Consider the following 26,315-nt stretch of genomic DNA (forward strand, 5'->3'; position numbering starts at 1 on the left):
CACAATATTTCTGGCAATCCCCCCGCCAATCGTCTTCTTTCCCGGGATGTCAGCTATTTACTCAGGAGACCCGCTCCATTCCCGGGCAATCGACCCGCATCCAGGCCTGCTCTCATGAAACGCGCTCTGCCTTTCATCATTGTCGGGGCGGTGCTGTTTATTTTGTGCGGGTCGCTGGTCATGCTCTACCGGGCAAAACGGCTGCCGACTCCCACGGCAGCAACAGGCGAAGAAAACCTGGCCGGATTGCATGTGCGCGGCGAAGCCAGGGCGCCGGTCACGTTGGAGGAGTTCGGCGACTTCCAATGCCCGCCCTGCGGCAGGGTAGCCAAGGATTTGAAAGAAATTGAAAAAGACTACGGCTCTCGTCTGCGCGTGATCTTTCACCAGTTTCCTCTCGACATGCACGCCCATGCCCGCGAGGCGGCTTTCGCCTCGGAAGCGGCGGACCGGCAGCACCGCTTCTGGGAAATGCACGACATGCTCTACCAGGAGCAGGAGACTTGGAGCAAAGCGGCGGATGTCCCCGCTCTCTTCAGGGAGTACGCCGGGAAGATTGGGCTCGATCTGGAGCGATTTGAGAAAGACATAAAGGACCCGGAGGTGGCGGCGAAAGTCGATGCCGATCAAAAGGTCGGGCTGGCTCGCGGAGTGGCGAGCACGCCGACCCTGTTCATAAACAAGACCCTCGTGCCAGCCACTTCGCTGAATTCCACCGCTGTCCGTCAAGCCATCGACGAAGCGCTCAAAGAGAAACCCAAACCCTGACCTGCTGGTGAAACAAAAGCGACAAAACCCAAAGGCAGAGCCTGGCTCACGGGTCCGAACCATTCTCTACAGCATCGCCGCGTTCTGCTGTCTGGCGGGGCTGGCGGATGCGGCTTATTTGACGGTGCTGGCGTTGACCGGGGAAACCGCCGCTTGCGGAGGACAGACAGGCTGCTTCGAAGTCCTGGGGAGCGCCTACGCCCGGGTGGGTGGGATCCCCGTCGCCGCGGTTGGCGTCCTGGGTTATTTCACCGCTTTTACCTTCGCGACGTTTGCTGCGTTTAATTATGTCCGCGCCCGGACGTTCTTCGCCCTGACTGTTTGTTTGATGTTCGCGGCGACGTTGTGGCTGCTCTACGTGCAGGCCTTCCTTTTGCACGCCTTCTGCCGCTACTGCCTGTTTTCCGCCGCTCTCAGCTTCCTGCTCATGGGCCTTGTCGTCGCGAGTCCTTTGCCAGGCAGCCGGGCCGCAGAATAATCCCGGACCAACGTCGACGATGGAATTAACGAGCTACCTGAGCGCTCGCCAGAAAGAGGTGGACCGCGCGCTGGATCGTTTTCTGCCAAAGGCATCGGTTGCTCCCGCCACGATCCACAAGGCGATGCGTTACAGCTTGTTCGCCGGCGGAAAACGCCTGCGACCGGTTCTCTGCCTGGCCGCGACCGATGCTTGCGGCGGCCCGACCAGCGCTGCCCTTCCCCTGGCCTGCGCTCTGGAATGCATCCACACCTATTCGCTGATCCATGACGATCTTCCCAGCATGGACAATGACGACCTGCGCCGGGGCCGCGCGACCTGCCACAAAGTTTTCGGCGATGGGATTGCCATTCTGGCGGGAGACGCCCTGCTCACGATCGCGTTCGAGATCGCGGCGAAGGCCAAGGAAACGAAGCGTTACGATCTCCGCCAGATCTTCCAGGAAATTGCGACCGCGGCCGGCAGCCAGAAACTGATCGCCGGCCAGGTAGCCGATCTCGAAGGCGAAGGCCGCCGGATCAACCGCGCCCAGTTGCGTTACATCCACGAAAACAAGACGGCGGCGCTGTTGACCTGTTCGGTGCGCCTGGGAGCGATGGCCGCGAACGCCCGCGCCAGCGAGCTGGCGGCGATCACTGCTTTCGGCCGAGCCCTCGGACTGGCTTTCCAGGTCATAGACGACATCCTCGATGTGACCCAAACCTCCGAAAAGCTCGGCAAGAGCGCCGGAAAGGATGTCGCGGCAAAAAAGGCGACCTATCCGGCTGTGATTGGTTTGGAAAAATCGCGAGCCGAAGCGCGTCGTTTGACGGCGAAAGCGCACGGCGCGCTCGAATCACTTGGAAAAAAGGCCGGCGTGCTGCGCGCCCTCGCGGATTACCTGCTCGCGCGCGAGTATTGATTGTAGGAACGCACCACGATCGCTCAAACTAACGCCAGATTCGGGTCGATTTCCTGGGTCACCGGCGAGCTCAAACCGACGCGAAATCGCAACGACGCGGCGAACCCGATCATGGCGGCGTTATCCGTGCAAAGCAGCGGCGCGGCGGTGAGCAGCCGTAATCCCGCCTCGTTGCATGCTTCGGTCATCGCGGTCCGCAATGCCTGATTACAGCTCACTCCGCCGCTCATCGTGACCAGATTGGCTCCGCAAATCCCGGCGGCCCGCAGCGTCTTTTTCACGAGCACGTCGATCGCGGCCTGCTGAAAGGAGGCGCAAAAATCCGCCACCAGTCCGGCATCCCGGCTGTCTGATTCAAAATCCGCGAGCCGATAGCGCACGGCGGTTTTCAAACCGCTAAAGCTGAAGTTGTGATCGGCCGAGTCCAGCATGCTCCGGGGAAAATCAAAACGCGCGGGATTCCCGGAAATGGCGCGGCGCTCGATCTCCGGACCGCCCGGGTATCCGAGTCCAAGAAGCTTCGCCACCTTGTCAAAAGCCTCGCCTGCGGCGTCATCAACGGTCCGGCCGAGAAGCCGGTACTGGCCAACGCCCAGGACCTCCACCAGCAACGTATGCCCGCCACTGACGACGAGGGAGACATTTGGCTGAACCTCGAAGTCGCTCGTAAAAAAAGGCGACAGCAAATGACCTTCGAGATGATTGATTGCGAGGTAGGGCCGCCCGGCGCCGAGCGCGAGCCCCTTGGCAACCGACGCACCGATCATCAACGAGCTGGCAAGGCCCGGTCCGGAGGTGGCCGCGAAGCAATCCACTTCTTCCGGCGCAACCTGGGCGAACTCCAATGCTTTGGCCAACAAACGCGGGGCGTGGAGAAGATGATTGCGCGACGCCACTTCCGGCACCACGCCGCCATAAGTTTCGTGCTCGGTCTGCGACGAGACCTCGCTCGCCAGCAGCTCAGTCCCGCGCAGGATGGCGACGGCCGTTTCGTCGCAGGATGTCTCGATGGCGAGGATGGTCCTGGCGGATGGTGAATCGTGACTGGTGACTGGTGAATTGTGCACACCATTCACTGATCACAGATCAGCATTCACTTCTTCACCGGATCGAGCTTCGGCGCGGTTTCCTGCGCATAAACCATCACCCCTTTCAGGGCGTCGATCGCGCGCAGCAATTGCGGATCTTTCGTCTTGATCGCGGTTTTCTCTTCCTCGGGCTTAACATTGTCGGCACTCCGCAATGCGAAGAGCGCGCGTTCCTGCTCCGCGGTCATCGGCACCCGGATATTCGGGACAACGCCGTTTCCGTGAATGACCTGTTTGCTCGGCGTGTAGTACTTTGCCGTCGTAAAACGCAGTGCCGAGCCGTCCGGCAGCTGGACCACATTCTGCACCGAACCTTTCCCGAAAGTCGTCTCGCCGACTAAAACAGCCCGCTTCAAATCCTTTAATGCCCCGGCCACGATTTCCGAACCGCTCGCGCTCCCTTCGTTGACCAGCACCGCCAGGGGAAAATGCGGGCGTTCTTTCGTGCCGCTCGCGGTCGAATAATCATGTTGCTGCGAGGCGACCCGGCCCTGGGTCGAAACAACCTTCGTCCCCGGCGGCAGGAACTGCGCGCAGACATCCACCGCCACATTCAGGAGGCCGCCCGGGTTGTTCCGCAGGTCGAGCACCAGCGCCTGCATCCCCTGTTTTTGCAGTCCATCGAGCGCTTTCGCCAGCTCTTCCGCGGTTGGTTCATTGAATTGAATCAGCCGGACGTAACCGATCTTGAACGGACCGCTCAGCTCCGCGTCGAGCAGTTTCGTTCCCTTAACGCTTTGAACCTTTATCTCGGTCCGCTCGAGCGCGAAATCTTTGATCTCTTTCGTCGAGGGCCGCAAAATCGTCAGCGTCACTTTTTGGCCGGAAGTTCCCCGGAGGAAATTGACTGCGTCCTGCAAATCCATTTTTTCGGTCGAGTTGCCATTGATCCGGAGGATCTGGTCGCCCGAGAGAATCCCCGCCTTGGCGGCCGGAGTGTCCTCCATCGGCGTGATCACGGTCAGGAGCCCGCCTTTCACCGCGACCTCGATGCCGAGGCCGTTGAAGCGGCTCCGGGTATCGTCCTGCATGTCCTTGAAGTCGTTCGGGTCCATGAACTGGCTATGCGGGTCGAGCGACGCGAGCATGCCCTTCATCGCGGCGTAAATCAGGTCGTGGTAACTGGTCTTCCCGCCGTCCACGTAATCCTGCCGGAGTAGCTGGACCGCCTTGGCGAAGACCGAAATCTGGGCATAACCGCTGTCGTCATCGCCGCCAGCCGCGTAGGCGTTATAGAACCGGACTCCGAGGAGAAGGTTGAACACGAGAAGGCAGGCGAAGGTGCTGAGCAGGAGGCGGCGCTTCATGGGAATTATCGAATCCGGGAGGACGATGATCGCTCATACGGAAATTTTTGGCAACGCGCAAAGCGTCGTCTAAGGTGGCCGCAGGTGGAATTCAGTCGTCGCCGCGGCGACCTCGAGGCAAAGTCACGCGGTGAAGCCGCGTTCACTTGGCCTCGCCCGGCGGAGCGGCCGATCCCACCTCTATCCATGAGACGCTGCTCGTTTATTCTGGCACTGGCCCTGGGCCTGGCACTGTCTTGCGCCCTGGCCGCCCCCTCACCCTCGCCTTCCCCCAAGCCCACTCCTTCCGCCCCCTTGAAGCCCACCGGGCCGGTTAAGCCTCTGCCGGGAGCCTCGCCGAGCCCGTCCGAGAAACCGGCGCACACCCCGCGAGCGAAACACAAATCTTCCCCGAGCCCCTCACCCTCTTCCGATTCCGCCTCCCCTTCGCCTTCTCCCACCTCCAAGTCGTCTCCCACCTCCAAGTCGGCTTCCTCCCAAAGTTCCTCCTCCCTCAAGCCCGACGCGGAGTACGACATTGTCGCGGACGAATACATCAAAGGCCATCTCGCGGCCCGCCCGCTCCAGGCCACCGCCCTCGGTTTCCACGAATATGACGGCCGCATCAACGAGCATACCCGGCTGGCCATCGACGCCGAGCTGGCGCGCCTCCGGCGATTCGAAGATCGCCTGACGAAGTTCGACCTGGCCAAACTCAGCCCGCGCACCGCGATCGATCTCCGGCTTCTTCAGACGGCGATCAGGAAAGAACTCTTTCTCTGGCAGGACATGGGGATTTACGAGCACAACCCCATGAGTTACGCCCGCGCGATCGACGTTGGCGTTTACATGAAGCGCAAATACGCGCCGGTCGAGGATCGCGTCCGCAGCATCATCGTCGTCGAAAACCAGGCGTCGAACATCATGATCGCCGCGAAAACGAATCTCGCCGACGTCCTGCCGAAACCGTATGTCGAGCTTGCAATCCAGATTGCCCGGGGATCGTCCGAGTTCTTCAAGAAGGGCCTCGTCGAGGGACTGGCGGATTTGAAGGACGAAAACCTCCGCGCCACCTTTATGCAGTCGAATCGGCGGGCGGCTACCGCGCTGGCCGATTACGCCTCCTGGCTGGAAAAGGAAAAGCTTCCGAAGGCCATCGCCGATTTCGCCGTTGGCGAGGAAAAGTATCAGCGTTTCCTGGCCGAGAGCGAACTGGTGAATATGCCGCCGGCCAGGATCCTGGAGCTTGCGATGGCGGAATTAGCCCGGGAACAGGAAGTGTTTTCGGAGGCGGCCAGGAAGATTGACGAAACGAGACCCGCTCCGGTCGTCTTCAAGCAAATCCAAAGCGACCACCCGACGGCGGAAAACCTCATTCCCGAGGTCGCCAAACGAATGGACGCGGTGCGGAAGTTTGTGGTCGATCGCAAACTGGTCACCATTCCGTCGCAGGCTTCAGCGCAGGTGAAGGAGACGCCGCAGGACCGGCGCTCCACCAGTTTTGCTTCGATGGACACGCCCGGGCCGTTCGAAAAAAGGGCGAACGAAGCTTATTATTACGTCACCCCACCCGAGCCCGATTGGCCGGACGCCCAAAAGGAGGAATGGCTGACCTCCTTCAATTACTACATGGAGGACCTGCTCGCGATTCATGAAGTTTATCCCGGACACTACGTGCAGTTCCTCCACCTGAATGCGTCGAAGGCGACGAAGACAGAGAAGGTTTTCGGAGCCACCTCCTTCATCGAGGGATGGGCGCATTATTGTGAGAAAATGATCATCGACGAGGGGTTCGGCGTTCCCGGCGGCCCTCATCCGACGGAAGACGAACTCCAGCGCGCCGCGAAGTATCGGATGGTGCAGGCCCAGGCCGCCATCCTGCGGCTCTGCCGGCTTTGTGTTTCGGTGAAGATGCACACCCAGGGAATGACCGTGGAAGAGGCGACCCGGTTCTTCCGGGAGAACTGTTACTACGAGGAAAAACCGGCCCGGGCGGAGGCGATGCGGGGCACTTTCGATCTCAGTTACGGCAGCTACTCACTCGGCAAGCTTCAGATTGTGAAACTCCGCAACGATTACCAGATCCAGGAAGGCTCAAATTTTTCGCTCAAAAAATTCCACGACGAGATTCTCAACCACGGCCAGCTGCCGATTCGCCTCCTCCGCGAGATCATGCTCAAGGACAAGTCGAAGTGGGACGAGGTGCTCTGATTTCTGTAGCCGTCGCCCTATGGGCGACGCGAGATTGACTTCAGCTGCAATCACCGCCCCTTTCCGGCGCTTCGCACAGCGAAGCGGCTACAGCATTTCCTCCTCCTCGTCGAGTGGCAGCAATTCACGCAAGAGCGGCTGCGGATTAGAGGGAAGCGCCTCGACCTGGTTAAGGCGTTTCTCGATCGTTCTCGATTTCCGGGCGACGTCGTCGATCTGCGATGAAGCCTGGTCGAGCTTTCGCTTCACGCCATCCAGGAGAGCGCCAAATTTCCCGAATTCATTTTTCACGCTCGCGAGGAGGTTCCAAACTTCGCTGGAACTTTTTTGGATCGCCAGGGTCCGGAATCCCATCTGCAAACTGTTCAGCAACGCGGCCAGCGTCGTCGGGCCGGCGAAGATCACGCGGCACTCGCGTTGCACCTGCTCGACTAATCCAATCCGGCGGATCGCTTCCGCATACAATCCTTCCGTCGGCAAAAACATCAGTGCGAAATCTGTCGTGCGCGGCGGGTTGATGTATTTCCCGCAAATGTCTTTCGCGTTTTTCTTCAGTTGCGTCTCCAGGCCTTTCATCGCGGTCTCAATCGAATCGGCATCGCCTCGGTCCTGGGCCGCTAGCAGCCGCTGGTAATCCTCCGTCGGAAATTTGGAATCGATCGGCAACCAGACGGGCGCACCGTTTTCGTCGCCCGGCAGCTTGATCGCGAAATCGACCCGCTCCGCCGAATCGCTTCGCGTCTGGACATTGCGCGAAAACTGATCCGCGGTAAGCACCTGCTCGAGCAAACTGCCGAGCTGGACTTCCCCCCAGCCGCCGCGGGTCTTGACGTTCGCCAGCACCTTCTGCAATCCGCCCACATCGCTCGCCAGTTGCCGCATCGCCCCGAGGCCCTGGTGCACCTGTTCCAGCCGTTCGCTCACCAGCTTGAACGATTCGCCCAGCCGTTTCTCGAGCGTCCCCTGCAGTTTTTCGTCGACCGTCGCGCGCATCTTTTCCAGCTGCCCCGTGTTGTCCTCCTGCAATTGCTTCAGACGGACGTCCACAATTCCGCGCACGCTTTCGAGCGACGCCGTCAGCTCGCCGCGCTGCGTCTTGGCCGCATTCGCATTTTCTTCGCGGCTCCGCGCCATCTCTTCACGGATAAGTCGCTCACCCCGCTCTTGCGCATGTTCCAGCAGTTCCAGGCGCTTGATTAGCTCCGCGTCGTCATCCCGATTTCGCCGCGTGATGACGAAAATGATCGCCGCGATGGCCGCACCAGCGAGCAACCCGATCAAAGCGTAGATCAGCGGAGTCATCTGCCTATTGTAGCCGTCGCCCTGTGGGCGACGCAACGCATGTCCTTCGCCGTCATGTTTACACTTCGCTTAGCGAAGCGGCTACAGAAGAGCGCTTACGGCACGTTATAAAATTCCACCACTCCCACGCCAGTCGCGCCACCCTTACCGCGCAGGATCACCGTGAAATTGCCCTGCGGCAGGGAAGTCAGAAGCGCGGATTCGCGGCTGTCACTGGGCGCGAGGCCGAGCGCGGTAATCTCCGTCGGCTGGCCTTGTTGCCAGTCATCGTTTGTCATCAAGGTGGTGCCATTCGCGTTCTTTAGATCGATGATCGGATCCTGCAACGCGGCGGTGACTCCGAAAGCGCCAAGCGACGGGCCTATTCCACGCACAACTACCCGCGTATCGCCTTGCCCACTGCCTCCAATAATGAATCCGCCGATCATCACGTTGTCGCCGGTACCGACAAATCCGCGGCTGCCGAGGTTGGCCATTCTGGTATTTGACGGGTCGGAGCCCTCCAAATCGTACACTTCCACCACGCCGATACCAGTGCCGTTGTTTTGCCCCCGCAAAACAGCGGTGTAAGCGCCCGAAGACAATTCTACCACGATGGCGGACTCGCGGTCGTTAGTTGGCGGAATTCCCGTCGCTTCCACTTCCGCACGATTGGTTATCCAATCGTCGTTGCTCACGATTAGCCTCTGGTTTGAATCGAACAGGTCGAGCGTCGGGTCGGCCAGCGCTCCCTGGACGCCATTGCTGCTCAAGGATGGGCCGAGACCACGGATGATCACGCGCTTTAGATCGTTCCCGGTGATGATGAAACCTGCGATTAGTGCGCCATTTCCAGGCAGAACGCCCAGACGAGTAGAGAGATTGAGCAAGTCCGAGGGACATGGGTTGAGACCCACCGGCTGGGCCGTTTCGCTGATTTTGGTGATGAAGGCATCGGAATCACCCATCGCCAACCTGGTATCGAAAGCGCCGATCGTGGTGGGAAAGCATCTTGAGAACGTCTCCCCCGTCACATACGCGCTTCCGGCCGAGTCCACGGCGATGGCGTGTCCGGAATCGCCGCCATTACCGCCGAGATACGTGGAATAAACCAGCGCCGTGCCTGCCGGGTTGAGCTTGGTGACAAAGGCATCGCTGACTGGATCGCCTGGGCTCTGGAGAGGATTGACGGTGGGAAAGTCGGTGGAATCGGTGAAGCCCGTGACATAGGCGTTGCCGGCTAAGTCCACCGCAATTCCGGCGCCGTTCTCACTGGCGTCGCCCCCGAGATAGGTGGAATAGATCAGGGCCGATCCGGCGGAATTAAATTTTGTGACAAAGGCGTCGTCAAAACCGCTGAGCGCACTTTTGAAAGCATTGGCAGTCGGGAAATTCGTCGCGATAGTATACCCGGTGAGATAGGCGCTGCCGGTCGAATCGACGGCTATGCTTGCACCGACATCTTCGCCGTCACCGCCAAGATACGTGGAATACACCAGCGCCGAGCCCGCAGCATTGAACTTGGTGACAAAGACATCGGAATACGAATTGCTCCCGCCCGCTATCTTGTTTTGGAAAGCATTAACCGTCGGAAAATTGGCCGAACTGGTATATCCCGTCACATAGGCACTGCCCGCGCCGTCAACGGCTATGCCGTAGACAACATCCTCGCTATTACCCCCGAGATACGTGGAATAGATGAGCGCCGACCCTGTTGCATTGAACTTTGCGACAAAAGCATCGTGCCCTCCCCCGCTTGTGCTTTGGATAGCGTTGGCCGTCGGAAAGTTGGTTGAGTGGGTTGTTCCCGTGACATAAGCATTGCCCCCGGAGTCCACCGCGATGCCAGCGCCCTGATCATCGTCACTCCCGCCAAGATAAGTGGAATAGATCAGCGCCGACCCCGTCGCGCTCAGCTTTGTGACAAAGGCATCCTCTGGGAAGTTGCCGCTGCTTCCATTCATACTTTGCAACGCATTAGCGATCGGAAAATTGGTGGAAGTAGTAGTTCCTGTCACGTAGACACTGCCTCCGGAGTCCACCGCAATGCCATAGCCGAAATCAAAACCGCTTCCGCCGAGATAGGTGGAATAGACGAGCGCCGAGCCCGCCGCGTTGAACTTTGCGATAAACACATCTATCCCACGCACCGTGCTTTGAATGGCATTGGCAATCGGAAAATCGGTGGAGTTGGTAAGTCCCGCGACATAGGCACGTCCGCTCGAGTCCACTACGATACTCGTGGCTTGCTCAGAAAGCGGAACGCTCCCGCTCCCGCCCAGAAAGGTGGAATACTCCAGCACTGGATCAATAATCAGGGCCGCGCTCGCATCGTACTGACCGACCTCAAACCCCACTCGTGCGCCGTTGCGAACGACATACCGGCTCTCGATCTCACGTCGCGCGCCGCTAATTTCCTGATACGCAATCGGCTTGTGCTGCCGGAGGTTTTCCCCGCCCACCGCGATGAGTAAATCACCCGTCGCACCTTCTACTTCCACTTTGTCCGTCCCCGCAAATTCCAGGGCAATCGCGCGCGAGTCCTGGCCGGGCCCGACCACGAAGTCATACTCCAGCCGTCGCTGGTTGCCGTAATAAACCACGTCGATGCCCGGATAAACTTCCGCGTAACGCACGCGCTCGAAAGTGGGAACCTCCGTCCGCCACTTTGACGGGTCGTTGCCAATGAAATAATTCACCCGGCCCTCCAACTCATTCTGGCCCGCAGCCTTTGCCGCACCGTTCGCGCCGACGAGATTCATCCGCAGCACAGTGGACGGAGCCGCGTTCTTCGCCGAATCAGATGAAAGCTTGGAAAGCGAAAAGGCTGCTTCGGTGGGCGCGAGGGCGAGCGCGTACCCGGGACCGCGCGCCACAAAATCGACCGATTCATTCGCCTGGCCGCGGTTCTCCTCGAAACTCAATGGCAGTTTACCGTAGGCTTCCCGCGCTTGTGCCGCTGTGCGCGGTGCGGTTTGCGGTGGAGTGACCGGGTTGACGATGAGGACTGCGGAGACGGTCGAAACAATTAGCAACGCCAGAACAACCGCTTTCAGGGATGACAGATTTGATTTCATAGGGAGGCGGGTGCGATGGGTTTCCCCCGCAAGATGCGGGAAAGGTAGTCCAATGTCAGCCTTTTTCCTGTCAAATTCGCTTCCAGCGAACCTTCTTCTGTAGCCGTCGCCCTGTGGGCGACGCAAGGCATGTCTTTTCGAGGTCGCCCTCGCGCTTCGCACAGCGAAGCGGCTCCAGAAGCACTTGGTTAAAAGCGCACTTTGAATCCGGCGAATGCCGTCCTCCCCAATGCCGGGAAGCCGAACACCTCGGAATACTGCTCGTCGGTGAGATTGTTAATGCGCGCGAAAACGGAAACGCACGAGTTGATCTCGTATTCCGCCGCCAGATTCACAAACGCGTAATCCTCGATATCGATATTCGTGGGAAGAAAGTCGGGAGGCGGAAAAGTCAGCTCTTCGCGCGCGTTGACGAACTTCGCTTCGATGGTCGTCCGCAGTTTTCCGAACCAGAGATACGTGCCCGAAACATAGGCCTCGTTCCGCGGTCGACGCGGCAGGCGCGAGCCCTCCGGCTGGTTAAGGTCGGCGGCGGACGTCTTCTCCGCGTCGAGATACGTGTAGGCCGCGGTGAACTCCAGATCGCGTATCGGCCGCAGCTTCAACTCCGCTTCGATCCCCTGCGTCCGCGCCGCCCCCAGGTTCAAGGTCTGGAACAGCCCGTTAAACCCGATCACGTTCGACAGGTCGTTGTGAAAATAAGTGAGGCCCATCATCACCCGCCCCTGGCAAAACCGCTGCTCGACGCCGAGGTCCCAGCCGAGGTTTTCCTCCGGTTCCAAGCCAAAGTTCATCCCGAAAATCTTGTCCTGCGCGCTCGGCGGACTGAATCCGGTCGCGACACTGGCATGAAAATGGGTGTCGGTTTTCGCGATCCGATAACTGCCGGCGAAGCGATAGGTCCAGATATCGCCGAATTGGTTGAAATGATCGTAGCGCCCACCGGCGACGAGGTTCAGTTCTTTGAACGGCGTCACGCTCGCCTGCACGAAGAGCGACGTCTGTTCCGTCTCGTCCCCGATGAACTTGTCACCGAACAGAACGAACGGCCGCTCCTGCCCGGCGTCCACTTCGCTGTAGAAAAATCCCGACGTAAGCGTCAGCCACGAAGCGGGTTTGAGATCGTTTTGATAATCGACCGTCGCCCGGGTAAACAAGGCCCGGGTCGGGCCCACGAAACCGTCGTCGTTTGGATCATTCACCTGACGTTCTTCGTCGTAACTGAAGATCAAGCGGTGCTGCCACCACTCGACTGGCTTGTAATCGAGGTGCGGCGCGACGAGCCAGCGTTCGGTCAGGAAATTATCGCGCGGCCGCGGATCGAAAATCGTGTTGGGCAGGCCAAGGTCGGCCAGCGAATAGGTGATGAGCGCGCTCAACCGCACCTGTTCGCTCGGCGACCAACCGAGGTTCGCAATGCCGTTCCAGAGCCTATACTGGTTGTTCGGCCGTTCGTTGTCGGTGGTGAGCCCGCTCAAACCCACCGAATAATCGAACTGCTTCGCTGAGCCGGAACTGGTCAGCGTTCCCCGGATGGTCGTGTTGGACCCGCCCTCGAGGCTGAACTCGCCGCTCGGTTCGCCGCTCCCCCGTTTCGTGAAAATCTGGATCACCCCCGCCAGGGCGCGCGGCCCGTAGAGCGTGCTCTGCGGTCCACGCACGATCTCGATCCGATCGATGTTGTCCGTGGTCAGATCCCCGAAGTTGAACGCACCCTGCAAACCCTGGTTGATCGGAATACCGTCGAGCAGGACCTGCGTGTGCTCGCTCCGAAGACCACGGGTGAAGACAGAGGTCAGCGATCCAGGCGGCCCGGATTGAACGACCGAAACGCCGGGCACCTGCCGGAGCGCATCGGCAACGCGACGCGTTTGTTTGATCTCGAAGTCATTCGAACGAATGACGTCGATGGTGGCCGGTGAGTCTTCCTCAACCGTCTCGACCCGTGTCGCGCTGACAACGATCCGTTCCGATTCCGCTTCCGTGGTTTGAAGCCCAAATGAAAGCGCCTCCTGGGCGCGACTGCTGATTGGCGCGGCCGAAAGAAAGGCCACTGCCAGAAGCCATAAACGATTCCGCATAACAAGTTACCTCCAACTTTTTTGAGAGGCAGACTTGCTCCCGCCCTGGCGGAACGCCGCGTCTACAGCTCTCATTCTTCTTTTTCGCGAAGAAGTTTTTTCGAGCCGCCGGGCTGCAGATCGCCCGCGATCAACGATCGCGGCTACAGCTTCGGCTCGAATGAGGTGGAGACGGGCGAATATTCTGGCTTCTGGCTTACCGGGGAGGTTGAGAGTTCATGGTTGAGAGTTGAGAGCCGCGGAAAAGCCATTCAGCCTCTCTCAACTCTCAACTCGTAACTCTCAACTGGCCCCAACCTCTTTCCCGCCTTCACCCCCGAACAGTTTCGAAGATTGGCCCTGGGAAATCGTATCCAGTCACAGCAGCGCAACTGCTCCCGAATCTCACGGGAATTCCTCACGCCGCTCCACAACCGCAACTAACAAAGAACTAACCCGAGGTGTAGCGCCCGGCCGGTTCGCACTCAAGATTTATTTGATCCTGGCCTCGGTGAAAACGTCAAGGAGCGGCGGTGTCTACACCGCCGACCGACGGCGATTTCAAATCGCCGCTCCTTGAAGCGCCAACCGCTTTCTCGCGCCTCGGGAAGGGCGCTTTCCAAACCGCCCGCTTTCCGTCGCCCCTGTGAGGGGCTCGAGTGATTTAATCGAGCACCCGGGAGTTTCGCATCGCTTCACTCCCGGCTTTAATTCCGCCGCGCCTTTCGGCGCTGCACTCCCCCCCGAGATCTCGTCGCCCACCCGCGCCCCGCGCAGGAGACCACAGGCCGTGGCCGTCCGTCGTCCAACGCCAGAGGCCACAGGCGGAGGCCACATACGGCTCACCACCGATCGCCCCAGCGCCGGAAGCGCGAAGGACTAAAGCCCGGGGTGTAGCGCAGCGAAACCCCGGGGAACTGCGTCATAATCATTTCCCCAACCCCTGACAAGGGGTGACGGATCGGCGAGTTTGACCACATCAAGGCGAGCTTTCCAACCGCCCTCTGAATTCGTTCGGCGGTTTCAAACCGCCGCTCCTTGATGCACAAGCCGCTTGCGCTCGCCGTCTCTGGAATTATCTGTCAGGAACGCTCATCATCGCACCGTCCATTGTGTCTTCCTCTGCCAAATCCATTCTCGTAACGGGCGGCGCCGGCTTCATCGGCTCCAACCTCGTGCTCGCGCTCCAGGAACGAATGCCGGACGCGCGCCTGACCGTGATCGATGATTTTCGCTCCGGCGATTTCAAGAACCTCGCCGGATACAAAGGCGATTTCGTCGCCCAAAACCTGGCTACGCTCGATTGGAAACAACAATTCGGCGACGAACGATTCGACGCGATCTTTCATCTCGCCTCGATTACCGACACGACGCTGCACGATCAGTTCGTTCAGACGCACGACAACGTGGAAAGCTTTCGACGGTTGCTCAATTTCGCGCGCCCGAACAAGACTCGCGTGATCTACGCTTCGTCCGGCTCGACTTACGGCGCCGCGACGGAAGCTCTTACCGAAACAAGCACCGCGGCGCCGGCGAACATTTATGCCTTCTCAAAGGTGATCATGGACAATCTCGCGAACCGCGCCGCGAGCGACGTGAGCGGCTGGATCATCGTCGGCCTGCGCTACTTCAACGTTTACGGTCCGCGGGAAGCCCACAAAGGCGTCCCGGCGAGCATGATTCTTCATCTCTCGCGCCAGATCAAAGCCGGGCAACGGCCTCGCATTTTCAAGCACGGCGAACAGAAGCGGGATTTCGTTTACGTGAAGGACATCGTCGAAGGAAGCATCCGCGCGCTCGAAGCGAAGCAAAGCGGGGTTTTCAATCTCGGCACCGGCCAGGCGCGATCGTTCAACGAGCTGGTCGATATCCTCAACCGCTCGTTCGGCACCGACTTCAAACCGGACTACATCGACAACCCGCACGCGCACTACCAGAATTTCACCCAGGCTGATCTGACCAGCGTTCGAAACGGCCTCGGCTACGAGCCGCGCTATTCGCTCGAGACCGGCGTGGCTGATTACATGAAGTGGCTCTATCCCGAATGAAACCGACGATCCACACGGTAGGGACGGCGCGCTGCGCCGTCCGAGCGGCCGTCATAGCCGCGGTTGCAAGCGCGGACGCCGCAGCGCGGCGTCCCTACCACCCCTAAACGATGAAACCCAAACGGCGGTCAAAAAGCCCGGAAGAGATCAACGCCGCGCTCGCGGGAAAGAAAGGGCCGATCTCGAAATTCATCGCGAAAAATTACCGGCACTTTAACGCGGCCGCATTGCTCGACGCGGCCAAAGGATACGAGGACCACCTCGCCGCCGGCGGCAAAATGCTGATGACGGTCGCGGGCGCCATGTCGACCGCCGAGCTCGGCATTTCCCTCGCGGAGATGATTCGCCGCGACAAGGTCCACCTGATCGTCTGCACCGGCGCAAACCTCGAGGAGGACATTTTCAATCTCGTCGCGCATGACCATTACGAACGCGTGCCGCACTACCGGCAGCTCACTCCCCAGGACGAGCAAAAACTGCTCGGCCGGCACATGAATCGCGTCACCGACACTTGCATTCCGGAAATGGAAGCGATGCGGCGAATAGAAAAGGCCGTGCTCGAAGAGTGGATGGCGGCCGATCGCGCCGGAGAACATTATTTTCCGCACGAGTTCATGTATAAAATTCTGCGCAGCGGAAAGCTGAAGAAGAGTTTCCAGATCGACCCGAAGCATTCGTGGATGGTTGCGGCGTGTGAGAAAAATTTGCCGATCGTGGTCCCGGGCTGGGAGGACGCGACCCTGGGCAACATGTATGCGGCCGCGGTGATCCGCGGCGACGTGAAGAATGTCCACACCGTGCGCACCGGCATCGAGTACATGACCTGGCTCGCCGACTACTACACGAAGAACTCAAAGAAACTGCGCAACGGCGAAGGCTCGATCGGATTTTTCCAGATCGGCGGCGGCATCGCCGGCGATTTCCCAATCTGCGTCGTCCCGATGCTGCACCAGGACCTTGAACGCACCGGGGTGCCGTTGTGGGGTTATTTTTGCCAAATCAGCGACTCGACGACGAGTTACGGCAGTTACTCCGGCGCCGTGCCGAACGAGAAGATCACCTGGGGCAAGCTTGCGGCCTCGACTCCGAAGTTCGTGGTCGAAAGCGACGCGACGATTTGCGCGCCCTTAGTTTTTGCCTGGGTGCTGGGGCTGTAGCCGTCGCCCTGCGGGCGACGCATCGCGTTATTTAACCCGCGTCTCTCAACGCTTCGCATAGCGAAGCGGCTACAGAAGAACGCGAATCAGCCTTCCCAAAAAAATTTCGTCGGGCGATCGATCTCGGGCGGAAGGCTCTTGTGCACCGGGCAATTGAGCGCTGCGTTCTCAAGCAGCGCACGTTGCGGCGTGCTGGCTGGCAGCGGGATGTGAACTTCCGACGGCAACCCGACGATCCGCCGCGGTGCGTCCTTCGACATTTCTTTGCTCACGCTCACGGTCATTCCTTTGACGTCGAGCCCATGTTCCTGCGCCGCCATCGCCAGGATCGTGCTCATGCACGTCCCAAGCGCGGTCGCGACGAGATCGGTGGGCGAGAACGACTCGCCTTTCCCCTTGTTATCTGTCGGCGCGTCGGTGGCAATCGTGGAGCCGGACGGCCCGTGCGTGGCATCGCAGTGCAGATCGCCGTTGTAGGTGATGGAAACGTTGACCATGAGTGAATATGAGGACGCCCCTGCCTCCGCGCAATCCTACTCGTAATCGTGCTCGTGCTCGAAATCGAAAACCAGCCGAGCACGAGCAGGAGCACGAGCACGATTACGATGATGGTCCCATGATCTGCACCGGCTGAATCTTGTCCGCGTGTTTCGCAAGCTCCTCCCGCCAGACTTTCGTCAGCTCCGCGTCATGCAAAATATTCATGTCGGTGTTGTGCTTCCGGACGTCATCATTCTCCCACGACTCGTTCCACCAGCAGAAACCGATGACGGCCGGCCAACGACCAGAGAACAGATCGTCGAGCGCACTCTTCGCCCACGCGCTCGCGTCGACTCTCCGATGATGGAGCGCGCAGCCGAATTCTGCGATCACGATCGGTTTTCCGGCCGCGATCTTTGTCAGCCGAGGGTATGCGGTCGCCATCTTGAATCGAAAACTCTCGGTGCCGTCGACGGCCCGCGGAGTCAGGGGACCGTACGCGCTTAACGCCACCCAATCAGCGTGCGAATCGCCCGGGTAATAATTTTCGAACCGGTTCCATTTCGCTTCCGGCTGATCGAGCCAGTTCACGTGCCAGACCCATTGCAAATTGTCGGCGCCTTCGGCCCGCATCAGGTCGACGATGTGGCGATAGGCAGCCACGTATCGGGCCGGGCCTTCCTTTGCGCCACCGTTCCATTTCCCGTTCCACGAAAACCAGCTTCCGTTTGGTTCCGTTCCCCATTCCACCAGGACGGGCGAGCCGAATTGCTTCGCGTCGCGCGCCCACGTTTTGAGATCTTCGTCGAATTGCCCACCAAGGATTTTTTCCAGGGTAAACAGCTTCTCCGGCCGATCCTGTTCCGTGTCCGAGCGCAGCATCAGGCGCACATAGGGGATTTTCCCCAGACCCCGGATCCAATCGCAGGTTTCCCGCGGAAACGTTCTCGACTCAAACCAATTATTGGAAAAGAAAATCCAAGTCGTTTTCGTTCCGAGCGTCTCCTCGAAGCGCGCCACGTCGGCGGCCGTTACGTCATGTTCCGTCGGGTCGTGCCCTGCCTGCGGCTCGTCGAAGTAAAGCCCTTGATAGAGCTTGCCGGCCGGCGGTGGTGCGATGAGCTGCCCACCGCAAACCGACGACGCCGACAACGCAATTACGATTGCGCAACGGACTAGAACCATCGCGCGAACGTAGCACATCAAGGAGCGGCGGTTTGAAACCGCCGTCTTCTGTAGCCGCGGCCCTGTGGGCCGCGTTGTGCGGTGCGCTGTCATCAGCGCAACGACCATCAATCCCCTGGCGACAGCGGACGCTACAAGACCCACGCTTCGCATAGCGAAGCGGCTACAGAAGGGCAACAGCCGCTAGTTTATTTCTTCGTCGCGTCGCGCAACTCCTTGATTCGATCGTGCGCCCGCTTCACTTCGGCGTATTGCCGGGAAACGATCTCGCGGATCGGCGCAGAGAGCTCCCCCCCTTCCATCGCCTTCCTGAATTCATTTACGGCCGAATCCTCGCCCCGCTCGCATTCCGCGAGGATCGCGTGGTCGTCCCGGCTCGTGATCGCGGCCTTCAAATTGATCCAGGCCCGATGCATGGCCCCGGCCGCACTGCTCGTGTTCTCCGGATTATGTTCGCCCAAGCTGATGGCTTCGTTTTGCAGTTCGCCCGCAAATCTGGCGCGCTGAAGGGAGAACTCGCTGAAGATGGACTTCATCCGGGTGTCTTCGACCGCCTCCGACGCTTCGCGAAACCCCTTTTGTCCGTCTTTCAGCGTCTCGATCAAATCATTGATCGTGGAGATAATTTCCTTTTGTTGACTCATATACTCTCAATACGGATGTCGCGGGAAAATGGGTTGCTTTTTTGTCCTGGATTTGCGGCGAAGCGGTTCGGGCCTGATTGTTCTTCATGAACAACGATGAGAAGGGAAAAGATCTGACGAAGGAAGCGCCACGCAGTCCGCGAGTTCGCGTCGGCGGTTACGCAATTCTGGCGCGCACTTACGACAAGTGCCAGGCGTCACTATGGGGAAATCTCGGGGAATACCATTTCGATTGTCCGCTCGATAACATGCTTTTTGGGTTCAAGGGCGTGAAGGGCGACGACTTCAAGGCCGAGGTGGAGAAAGGCGCGACCGACGAAGAAATGGCGCGCTGGCTGGACAGTCACGGCGACAAGAAAACGCCGGAGGAAGTGAAAGCCTGGAGCGATGAAGTTGAGGCGACAAATCCGTATAACAATCCGGAGAAACGCGATTGGTTCGTCGAACAATTGCAACCGCACCGGCTCAATCCGCTGACGACGACGCTTTTCGATTGGCTCGAGGTGGACGACAAGGCGAGCCATCCGAAGGCGGCATAGGGTCGCGTTTTAGAGTTCCCGGGTAGGGTGGGCGTCTCGCCCGCCGGTTTTGGCATCTTGCCAAAACAATCTTGCAAGTTGGTGATCGCGAGACGCGATTACCGGCGGGCGGGACGCCCACCCTACCCGAGACAGACCAGAGGCGTGCGCCTACCAAGACCGTTCTGCGTCTGAAATCCGTTTCAGAGATGCAATGGCGATCTCACTCAAACCACAGCACCTCAACCGTTACCGCCAGATCGCGTGGCTCTTCATTAAGTATGGCCGCTCCGACCTGGTGAAGGAAAGCGGCCTCGAGGGCACGCTCGCCGCGGAGCAACGCGTCACGCCCAAGGAAGCGGCCAAGGCCGACGAGCTGGCAGCGGATCTGGAAAAGCTCGGGCCGACTTTTGTGAAGCTCGGCCAGCTGATGTCCACCCGCGTGGAGCTCCTGCCCCAGGCCTATCTGGAGGCGCTCGCCCGGTTGCAGGACAAGGTCGAGCCGTTTCCGTTCGATGACGTCGAAAAGATCGTCTGCTCCGAGCTCGGCGTCAGAATGTCGAGAGCGTTCTCGGATTTCGATGTCCAGCCGATGGCGGCGGCTTCGCTCGGCCAGGTCCATCGGGCCCGGCTGCGGGACGGCCGGCAGGTCGCGGTGAAAGTCCAGCGCCCCGGGATCCGCGACGCGATGTTTGAGGACCTCGACGCGCTCGATGAAATCGCGGAATTCCTGGATAACCACACCGCCGCGGGGAAGCGCTACGAGTTTTGCCAGATGCTCGATCAGTTCCGGAAAAGTCTCGTGCGCGAGCTCGATTACCGCCAGGAAGCCAACAACCTCACTGCGATTGGCGGCCACCTGACAGATTTTCCCAGGATCATCGTGCCGGAGCCGATCTCCGATTACAGCAGCTCCCGCGTCCTGACGATGGAGTATATCCACGGCAAAAAAATCACCGACCTCAGTCCGCTGGCCCGGATGGAATTCGATGGAAACGCGCTGGCCGACGAACTTTTCCGCGCCTACCTCCAGCAGATCCTGGTCGACGGCATCTTTCACGCCGACCCGCATCCGGGAAACGTTTTCATCACGGACGACTACCGGATCGCGCTCATCGATCTGGGCATGGTCGGCCGCATTATGCCGGGATTGCAGGAACAGCTTCTCCAGCTTCTCCTCGCGATAGCCGAGGGTCGCGGCGATGACGCGGCCGATATCGCGATCAAAATCGGCGACCGGAAGGAAGATTTCGCCGAGAAAGACTTCAAGCATCGAATCGCGGAGATCGTGGCCCAACAACAGGGCGCGACGGTTGCCCAAATGCAGGTCGGCCGCCTCGTCCTGGAAGTGACGCAGGCTTCCGCGGAGAACGGCATCCGGGTTCCTTCGGAGCTGACGATGCTCGGCAAAACGCTGCTGAATCTCGATCAGGTAGGGCGCGCGATCGAGCCGACCTTCGATCCCAACGCCTCCATTCGCCGCAACGCCGCCCAGATCATGCAGCAGCGCATGATGAAAAGCTTGTCGCCCGGCAATCTGTTCAGCGGCGTCCTGGAATTGAAGGACCTCCTGCAACGGCTCCCCGCGCGGCTGAACAAGATCATCGACGCAATCGCGAACAATGATTTGAAAGTTTCGGTGGACGCCATTGACGAAAAGACGCTGGTGGTCGGTTTCCAAAAAGTCGCGAACCGCATCACGGTGGGATTGATCATCGCCGCGTTGATCGTCGGGGCCGCGATGCTGATGCGGGTCGAGACTTCTTTCCGCATCTGGGGTTATCCCGGGCTGGCGATCCTGCTTTTCCTGGCCGCTGCTGGAGCAGGTGTGTTTCTGCTGATCAACATTCTCTTTTACGATAAGAGCGACGATGGGTAATCAGACGTCGCCTCAAAGCGGCGTTGTAGCGTGCGCTGTCTCAGCGCAGCTATTTGCTGATGACAGTCCGCTGATGACAGCGGACGCTACAACGCATTGCCAGCGAACGGGGGCATAGAAGAATGACAATTCCAATTGATCCGGGCGCGCGCATCGGCCACGTCCATTTGAAAGTCGCGGACATCGAGCGCTCCCTGGCCTTCTACTGCGGCGTGCTCGGCTTCGAATTACGTCAGCGTTATGGATCGCAGGCGGCTTTCATCTCGGCCGGCGGTTATCACCATCATATCGGCCTCAACACCTGGGAGAGCGAAGCTGGGTCGCCGCCTCCGCCGAATTGCACCGGCCTTTATCATCTCGCCATTCTCTACCCGAACCGCGCCGCTCTCGCCGACGCGTTACGCCGGTTAACCGCCGCGAACATCGCCCTCGATGGCGCGAGCGATCACGGCGTGAGCGAAGCGCTTTACCTGCGCGATCCCGACCAAAACGGCGTCGAACTTTATTGGGACCGGCCCAGGGAACAATGGCCCCATGGACCAAACGGCGAGCAAGCCATGTTCACCGTCCCGCTCGATCTCGACGATCTGCTGCGAGCGTAAGCGTGCCGCTGTGTCGGCGCGTCTTGGCACGGCGACAGAGCGCCGTGGTTACAGCGCTACGGCTTCACGATCGGCGGAACGATATCTTCCGTCGGGCCTTCGTCGACGCCTCCTCGCAACCGGCTGTGCCGGATGCTGTAGAGGAAATAAATGACCAGCCCAATCGCCAGCCAGACGAAGAACCGAATCCAGGTCAGCACCGGCAGACTAAGCATGAGCGCCACGCAAAAGATCACGCCAATGAACGGAAATATCGGCACCATCGGGACACGAAACGGCCGGGGACGAGTCGGATCGCTCTTCCGCAGGATAATCACGCCGAAACACACCAGGATGAAAGCGAACAGGGTTCCAATGTTCGTCAGGTCCGCGAGCGAGCCGATGTCTGAGACCATGGCGACGCCACCCACGACGATACCGGTCCAGATCGTTGTAATGTGCGGAGTGCGATAACGGGGATGAATCCGGGAAAAATATCCGGGCAGCAATCCGTCGCGCGCCATGGCCATGAAAATGCGCGGCTGGCCGAGTTGAAAGACAAGGAGCACCGACGACATGCCGGCCAGCGCGCCCGCGCTGACGAGCGCCTGCGCCCAGCGCGTCCCGCCAAACGCGGTCGCAACCGCGGCGGAATCGCCAGCGTAAACCGTGTACTTCTTGATCCCCGTCAGCACTGTCGACATCAGGACGTAGAGGATCGTGCAAATGATCAGGCTGGCGATGATGCCGATGGGCATGTCGCGTTGCGGCCGTTTCGTTTCCTCCGCCGTGGTCGAAACCGCATCGAATCCGATGAACGCGAAAAAGACAATGGCCGCGCCGCTCATTACGCCGGTGAAGCCATTGGGCATGTACGGATGCCAGTTGCCCGGGCTCACCATGAATCCACCGAATGCGATGACGAAAACCACCACGGCGACCTTCAGCACGACGATGGCCGTGTTCGCCCGCGCGCTTTCCCGAATGCCGTAAACCAGCAGCACGGTGACCAGGACGACAATGACCAGCGCCGGAAGATTGAAAGCGATGGTGTGGCCGCCGATGACCGGCAACGTGGTCGAGGAAAAATTCTGAAGCGCTTCGCTATTGTTCGCGATCAGATTCGTCGCGGTGGCGTGATCGTTCACGAGCCAGATGGGAAATTTCCAGCCGGCCAGGCTACTGCAGAGTTGAACGAAGTAACCGGACCAACCCACCGCCACCGACATGTTCCCAACCGCGTACTCGAGAATGAGGTCCCAGCCGATGATCCAGGCGATGATTTCACCCATGGTCGCGTAGGAATACGTGTAAGCCGAACCCGATACCGGAATCATCGACGCCAGCTCCGCGTAACAGAGCGCCGCAAAACCGCACGCGACGGCCGCCACTACGAATGAAACTGCGATGGCCGGCCCCGCGCCGGCGCGCCCGAGGACGACGTCAGCGCTGCTGAACCAGGCCTGGATGAAATTGAGCACCGGCGTTTCCAGGCGCGAGGAAAAGGTCTGCCCGGCCGCGGCCGTGCCGGTCATCGCGAAAATACCGGAGCCGATGATCGCGCCAATCCCAATGCAGGTAAGATCGAACGCGCCGAGAGTCCGCTTCATTTGGCGCTCGGGCGCCGCGGCTTCCTGCATCAGGTGATCGGGACTCTTGGTTCTGAACAGTTTTGAAGCCATTTCGTTCCTCGGTTGACGTTCTCGAGGAAGAATCGTGGCAGCCGCCTGCAATGAGGGTCAATCCTCAAGTTTCTGCTGGGAGGGATGGCGCGCTGCGCCGACCGCTGCCGCGGCGATTTGGCTGACACGCGGACGCCGCAGCCCGGCGTCCCTACCCTCTGGCGCGGAATTAGCTCGGAAATACGCCATGCCAGTCTTCAGCGGCGCAAATCTTATCGGCGGATTGCTCTTCGGCTCGATCGGTTTCGTCGCCTTCATTTACGGAAAGCGGATGCATGTCTGGAAGCCGATGTTCCTCGGGATCGCGCTGATGGCGTACCCGTACTTCGTCGAGAACGACGTGGTTATGTTCGCGATTGGCGTCGTCGGAACTGCGGCGCTGTTTTTGTTCCGGGATTGATCGGCCACCGACGTCTCCGGTCGCCGTCTATCGCACCTCTGTATCCGTCACCCCTTGTCAGGGGTTAGCGACATTATTGCAACTGCGTTTCCCGGAGTTCCGCTGCGCTCCACTCCGCGCTCTAATCCTGTGCGCCTCCGGCGCTGTGGGACGCGGGACGACGCGACGAAAGCGCCGGAAGGCGGCGGGCTAGACCCGGGAGTGAATCCATCGTGCCTCCGGCGCTGTGGAACGCGCGCGGTGGGCGAAGCGCCGAAAGGCGCGGCGGGCTAGAGCCGGGAGTGGAGCGCAGCGGAACTCCCGGTTTCGTTTCAACAACAGGTCAAGCCCCGCAGGGGCGGCGGAAAGCCGCCGGGATTTCGGAACCCCTTTCTGATCGCAGCGACCTCTCTTGCTCACTCCCCCGCCACCTGATAAACCCACCATATGGGTCGCCAATGGTTGCATGCCAAACGGGAAGTCGCCGGGCTCCGGAAAGGCCAGGTCGTCGGGAAGCTGGTCAAGGAAATCATCGTCGCGGCGAAATTGGGCGGCGCCGAGCCGGCAGGGAATGCGCGGCTGGCGGCGGTGGTCGACAAAGCCCGCAAAGCCAGCGTCTCACGCGACGTCATTGAGCGCGCGATCAAGAAAGGCGCCGGTATTGGCGACGACAAGCTGGTGATGGAGCATGTCGTTTTCGAAGGTTATGCGCCGAACAAGGTGCCGATCATTGTCGAAGTCCTCACCGACAACAACAACCGCACCGCCCCCGAGATTCGGGTCCTGTTCAAGAAAGGCGGCCAACTCGGCGCGCCGGGCAGCAATAAATTCCTCTTCGATCACGTAGGGCTCGTCGATGCCCACCACGCTGATCCCAGCGCGGACATCGAAGCCGCCGCGATCGAAGCCGGCGCCCAGGAAGTGGAGACGCTTTCGCCAGAGCAAAATGACGATATTCCCGAAGGAACGGCGGGCGCGCGTTTTACTACAGAACGCGGCGATTTGCATGCCGTCACCCAATGGCTGGCGAGCAACGGCTGGACGGTGGTGACCAGCGAACTGGGCTACGTCGCCAAGAGTTTTCCCGAGCTAACGGACGAAGAACGCGCTCACACCGGCGAATTTCTCCAGACCCTCGAGGATCACGACGATGTTCATCGCGTCTGGGCTGCGCTAAAATGATGCCGATCCGATGAGCGACGAGATAGAACAAATCGTCCTGGCCGATTCCGTTTCTGCCATGGCCGAGCAGCCGCCGAGACGGCGCGGAATCTTCGGCCTGCGTCGCCGGTCGAAATTGCCGGCGAAGCCCCTTACTCATTGTGAGAACTGCGGCGCGCCCCTGACCGGCGAGTTTTGCTCGCAGTGCGGCCAACATGCGATCGATTACCGCCGTTCGATTTTTCGCGTTCTCGTCGACGCCGCGGATTCGTTCCTGAACTGGGACACGAAATTTCTCCACAGCATGAACCAGTTGCTCATCCGGCCGTGGCAACTGACGAACGATTTTAATGCCGGGCGCCGTGCCCGCTACGTTCATCCACTCCGGCTTTACCTCATCGCCAGCATCGTTTTCTTTCTTCTCGCCCGCGCGATCGACTGGGAATCGCAAGGGCCCATTCAATTGACGGCAGAAGACCGCGCGGAGCTGGCGTCCAGCCTGGCCAGGATGGTTTCGACCGATTCGCCCCTTTCCCCCGAGGAACGGGCCCGCGTGGAGATCGCGCGGACGAAACTAGCCGAAGCCCAGGGGGCCCTCACCGAAGACGAGCGCGCCGAACTAAAGAAGGCGTTCCGCGCCTACATTAAATCAAGCGTCGTTCGCAAGCAGATGAGCGCCGAAGAGCGCGCGAAAATGGCTACGATGATGGCGCGCCTTCCGAAAATCCCCGACCCGGATATTGCCGCGGTCATGCCGCCAATCCCGGCGCCTCCATCGGACTCGGCCGCTCCCCCGCCTGACGTAGCGCAGCCACCAGTGCCGCCGGTTATCCCAACCCCGAAACCACACGCCAAGCCGCCGATTCATTTCAGCATGGGTCCTGAAGGCAAAACGAAGCCGCCATTCGCACTCTGGCTGGAAAAGCAGGTCAAGGATAAGATCGGGGAGGACGGCAGCCGGGCGAAGCTTTTCATGGAGACGCTGCGAAGCAATATCCCGGCGATGATGCTTTGCTGCATCCCGCTTTTCGCCTTCATCCTGAAAATCCTCTACATCGGGAGACCCAGATTCTATGTCGAGCACCTGGTCTACGCGCTTCACATCCACACGTTTCTCTACGTGTCAGTGATCATCACCTCGCTTGCCGTAATGGCCGCGAACCGGACTCTGCCCGCGCTCAGCGGCTGGATCACCGGGGTGATGGTGATCGCGATTGTGGTCCAGATTTTTCTCTCGATTCGCCGCGTCTATCGTCAAAACTGGTTCATGACGTTCATCAAATTCTGCTTCGGCGGACTCGTCTATTGCGTGATCCTGGTGTTCGCGGTGGCAGCGACGGCGTTTGTTACGCTTTTGCTGCCGAGCTAGCGACGCGCAACCGCGTCAAATCGCCTCTTCTGTAGCCGCCTCGCTGCCTGCCACGCCGAAGCCATGCGAAGGCGGGTGCGAA

21 protein-coding genes and 1 riboswitch are annotated in these 26,315 nt (G+C 59.8%); of the genes, 12 read left to right on the forward strand and 9 right to left on the reverse strand.

What is annotated here, in order from left to right:
• Positions 1 to 114: 114 nt before the first annotated feature.
• Genes VJU77_18155 through VJU77_18165 form a run of 3 tightly spaced genes read left to right on the forward strand, consistent with a single transcriptional unit; the run spans position 115 to position 2,147 of the window.
• A complete protein-coding gene (locus VJU77_18155; protein HKP05277.1) occupies positions 115 to 768 on the forward strand; it encodes a thioredoxin domain-containing protein in 654 nt (217 codons plus the stop codon).
• Between the two features lie 7 nt (positions 769 to 775).
• Positions 776 to 1,246 (forward strand): vitamin K epoxide reductase family protein, encoded by a 471-nt coding sequence (locus tag VJU77_18160; protein ID HKP05278.1) that lies wholly within the window; start codon positions 776 to 778, stop codon positions 1,244 to 1,246.
• A gap of 19 nt (positions 1,247 to 1,265) precedes the next feature.
• Entirely contained in the window at positions 1,266 to 2,147 is an 882-nt protein-coding gene (locus VJU77_18165) for a farnesyl diphosphate synthase (GenBank protein HKP05279.1), read from the forward strand.
• 23 nt (positions 2,148 to 2,170) lie between these two features.
• On the opposite strand, the gene tsaD is transcribed toward VJU77_18165, so the two are convergent.
• Both tsaD and VJU77_18175 read right to left on the reverse strand, forming a co-directional pair.
• Positions 2,171 to 3,214, reverse strand: a complete 1,044-nt coding sequence (gene tsaD, locus VJU77_18170) for a tRNA (adenosine(37)-N6)-threonylcarbamoyltransferase complex transferase subunit TsaD (protein HKP05280.1) — start codon at positions 3,212 to 3,214, stop codon at positions 2,171 to 2,173.
• Positions 3,215 to 3,240: 26 nt separating this feature from the next.
• A complete protein-coding gene (locus VJU77_18175; GenBank protein ID HKP05281.1) occupies positions 3,241 to 4,542 on the reverse strand; it encodes a S41 family peptidase in 1,302 nt (433 codons plus the stop codon).
• A 186-nt stretch (positions 4,543 to 4,728) separates the two neighbouring features.
• Between VJU77_18175 and VJU77_18180 the strand changes: the two genes are divergently transcribed.
• Complete coding sequence (locus VJU77_18180; GenBank protein HKP05282.1) at positions 4,729 to 6,732, forward strand: DUF885 domain-containing protein; 2,004 nt, start codon at positions 4,729 to 4,731, stop codon at positions 6,730 to 6,732.
• 87 nt (positions 6,733 to 6,819) lie between these two features.
• Here VJU77_18180 and rmuC read toward each other — a convergent pair whose 3' ends face one another.
• The 3 genes from rmuC to VJU77_18195 form a co-directional block, all read right to left on the reverse strand.
• Positions 6,820 to 8,034, reverse strand: coding sequence for a DNA recombination protein RmuC (gene rmuC / locus VJU77_18185; GenBank protein HKP05283.1), 1,215 nt, complete (start codon positions 8,032 to 8,034; stop codon positions 6,820 to 6,822).
• 95 nt (positions 8,035 to 8,129) lie between these two features.
• Positions 8,130 to 11,090 (reverse strand): SBBP repeat-containing protein, encoded by a 2,961-nt coding sequence (locus VJU77_18190; GenBank protein HKP05284.1) that lies wholly within the window; start codon positions 11,088 to 11,090, stop codon positions 8,130 to 8,132.
• 188 nt (positions 11,091 to 11,278) lie between these two features.
• A complete protein-coding gene (locus VJU77_18195) occupies positions 11,279 to 13,171 on the reverse strand; it encodes a TonB-dependent receptor (GenBank protein ID HKP05285.1) in 1,893 nt (630 codons plus the stop codon).
• 156 nt (positions 13,172 to 13,327) lie between these two features.
• A riboswitch (cobalamin riboswitch) is annotated at positions 13,328 to 13,610 on the reverse strand.
• A 652-nt stretch (positions 13,611 to 14,262) separates the two neighbouring features.
• On the opposite strand from VJU77_18195, the gene rfaD reads away from it, so the two are divergent.
• Positions 14,263 to 15,198, forward strand: a complete 936-nt coding sequence (rfaD, locus tag VJU77_18200; protein HKP05286.1) for an ADP-glyceromanno-heptose 6-epimerase — start codon at positions 14,263 to 14,265, stop codon at positions 15,196 to 15,198.
• A 110-nt stretch (positions 15,199 to 15,308) separates the two neighbouring features.
• On the forward strand, positions 15,309 to 16,355 hold the full coding sequence (locus VJU77_18205; protein HKP05287.1) for a deoxyhypusine synthase family protein: 1,047 nt from the start codon (positions 15,309 to 15,311) through the stop codon (positions 16,353 to 16,355).
• Positions 16,356 to 16,441: 86 nt separating this feature from the next.
• Here the strand turns inward: VJU77_18205 and VJU77_18210 are convergent, their stop codons facing one another.
• The 3 genes from VJU77_18210 to VJU77_18220 all read right to left on the reverse strand — a co-directional run bounded on the left by VJU77_18210 (position 16,442) and on the right by VJU77_18220 (position 18,664).
• A complete protein-coding gene (locus VJU77_18210; protein HKP05288.1) occupies positions 16,442 to 16,852 on the reverse strand; it encodes an OsmC family protein in 411 nt (136 codons plus the stop codon).
• Positions 16,853 to 16,955: 103 nt separating this feature from the next.
• A complete protein-coding gene (locus tag VJU77_18215) occupies positions 16,956 to 18,020 on the reverse strand; it encodes a glycosyl hydrolase (protein ID HKP05289.1) in 1,065 nt (354 codons plus the stop codon).
• 188 nt (positions 18,021 to 18,208) lie between these two features.
• Positions 18,209 to 18,664, reverse strand: a complete 456-nt coding sequence (locus VJU77_18220; protein ID HKP05290.1) for a PA2169 family four-helix-bundle protein — start codon at positions 18,662 to 18,664, stop codon at positions 18,209 to 18,211.
• 86 nt (positions 18,665 to 18,750) lie between these two features.
• Between VJU77_18220 and VJU77_18225 the strand changes: the two genes are divergently transcribed.
• The 3 genes from VJU77_18225 to VJU77_18235 all read left to right on the forward strand — a co-directional run bounded on the left by VJU77_18225 (position 18,751) and on the right by VJU77_18235 (position 21,663).
• Positions 18,751 to 19,203, forward strand: coding sequence for a DUF5069 domain-containing protein (locus VJU77_18225; protein HKP05291.1), 453 nt, complete (start codon positions 18,751 to 18,753; stop codon positions 19,201 to 19,203).
• Positions 19,204 to 19,396: 193 nt separating this feature from the next.
• Positions 19,397 to 21,061, forward strand: coding sequence for an AarF/ABC1/UbiB kinase family protein (locus VJU77_18230; protein ID HKP05292.1), 1,665 nt, complete (start codon positions 19,397 to 19,399; stop codon positions 21,059 to 21,061).
• A gap of 122 nt (positions 21,062 to 21,183) precedes the next feature.
• Positions 21,184 to 21,663 carry a VOC family protein gene (locus VJU77_18235; protein ID HKP05293.1) on the forward strand — a complete coding sequence of 160 codons (480 nt, stop codon included), beginning with the start codon at positions 21,184 to 21,186 and terminating at the stop codon, positions 21,661 to 21,663.
• A gap of 56 nt (positions 21,664 to 21,719) precedes the next feature.
• On the opposite strand, the gene VJU77_18240 is transcribed toward VJU77_18235, so the two are convergent.
• Positions 21,720 to 23,324, reverse strand: a complete 1,605-nt coding sequence (locus VJU77_18240; GenBank protein HKP05294.1) for an amino acid permease — start codon at positions 23,322 to 23,324, stop codon at positions 21,720 to 21,722.
• 187 nt (positions 23,325 to 23,511) lie between these two features.
• On the opposite strand from VJU77_18240, the gene VJU77_18245 reads away from it, so the two are divergent.
• From VJU77_18245 to VJU77_18255, 3 genes are all read left to right on the forward strand, one after another.
• Positions 23,512 to 23,724 (forward strand): hypothetical protein, encoded by a 213-nt coding sequence (locus VJU77_18245; GenBank protein ID HKP05295.1) that lies wholly within the window; start codon positions 23,512 to 23,514, stop codon positions 23,722 to 23,724.
• A gap of 426 nt (positions 23,725 to 24,150) precedes the next feature.
• Positions 24,151 to 24,885, forward strand: a complete 735-nt coding sequence (locus VJU77_18250; GenBank protein HKP05296.1) for a YebC/PmpR family DNA-binding transcriptional regulator — start codon at positions 24,151 to 24,153, stop codon at positions 24,883 to 24,885.
• Between the two features lie 10 nt (positions 24,886 to 24,895).
• Positions 24,896 to 26,233, forward strand: coding sequence for a DUF3667 domain-containing protein (locus tag VJU77_18255; protein HKP05297.1), 1,338 nt, complete (start codon positions 24,896 to 24,898; stop codon positions 26,231 to 26,233).
• The last annotated feature ends 82 nt before the right edge of the window (positions 26,234 to 26,315 follow it).

The organism is Chthoniobacterales bacterium, from assembly GCA_035274845.1.
Taxonomy (GTDB): Bacteria; Verrucomicrobiota; Verrucomicrobiia; order Chthoniobacterales; family UBA10450; genus AV80.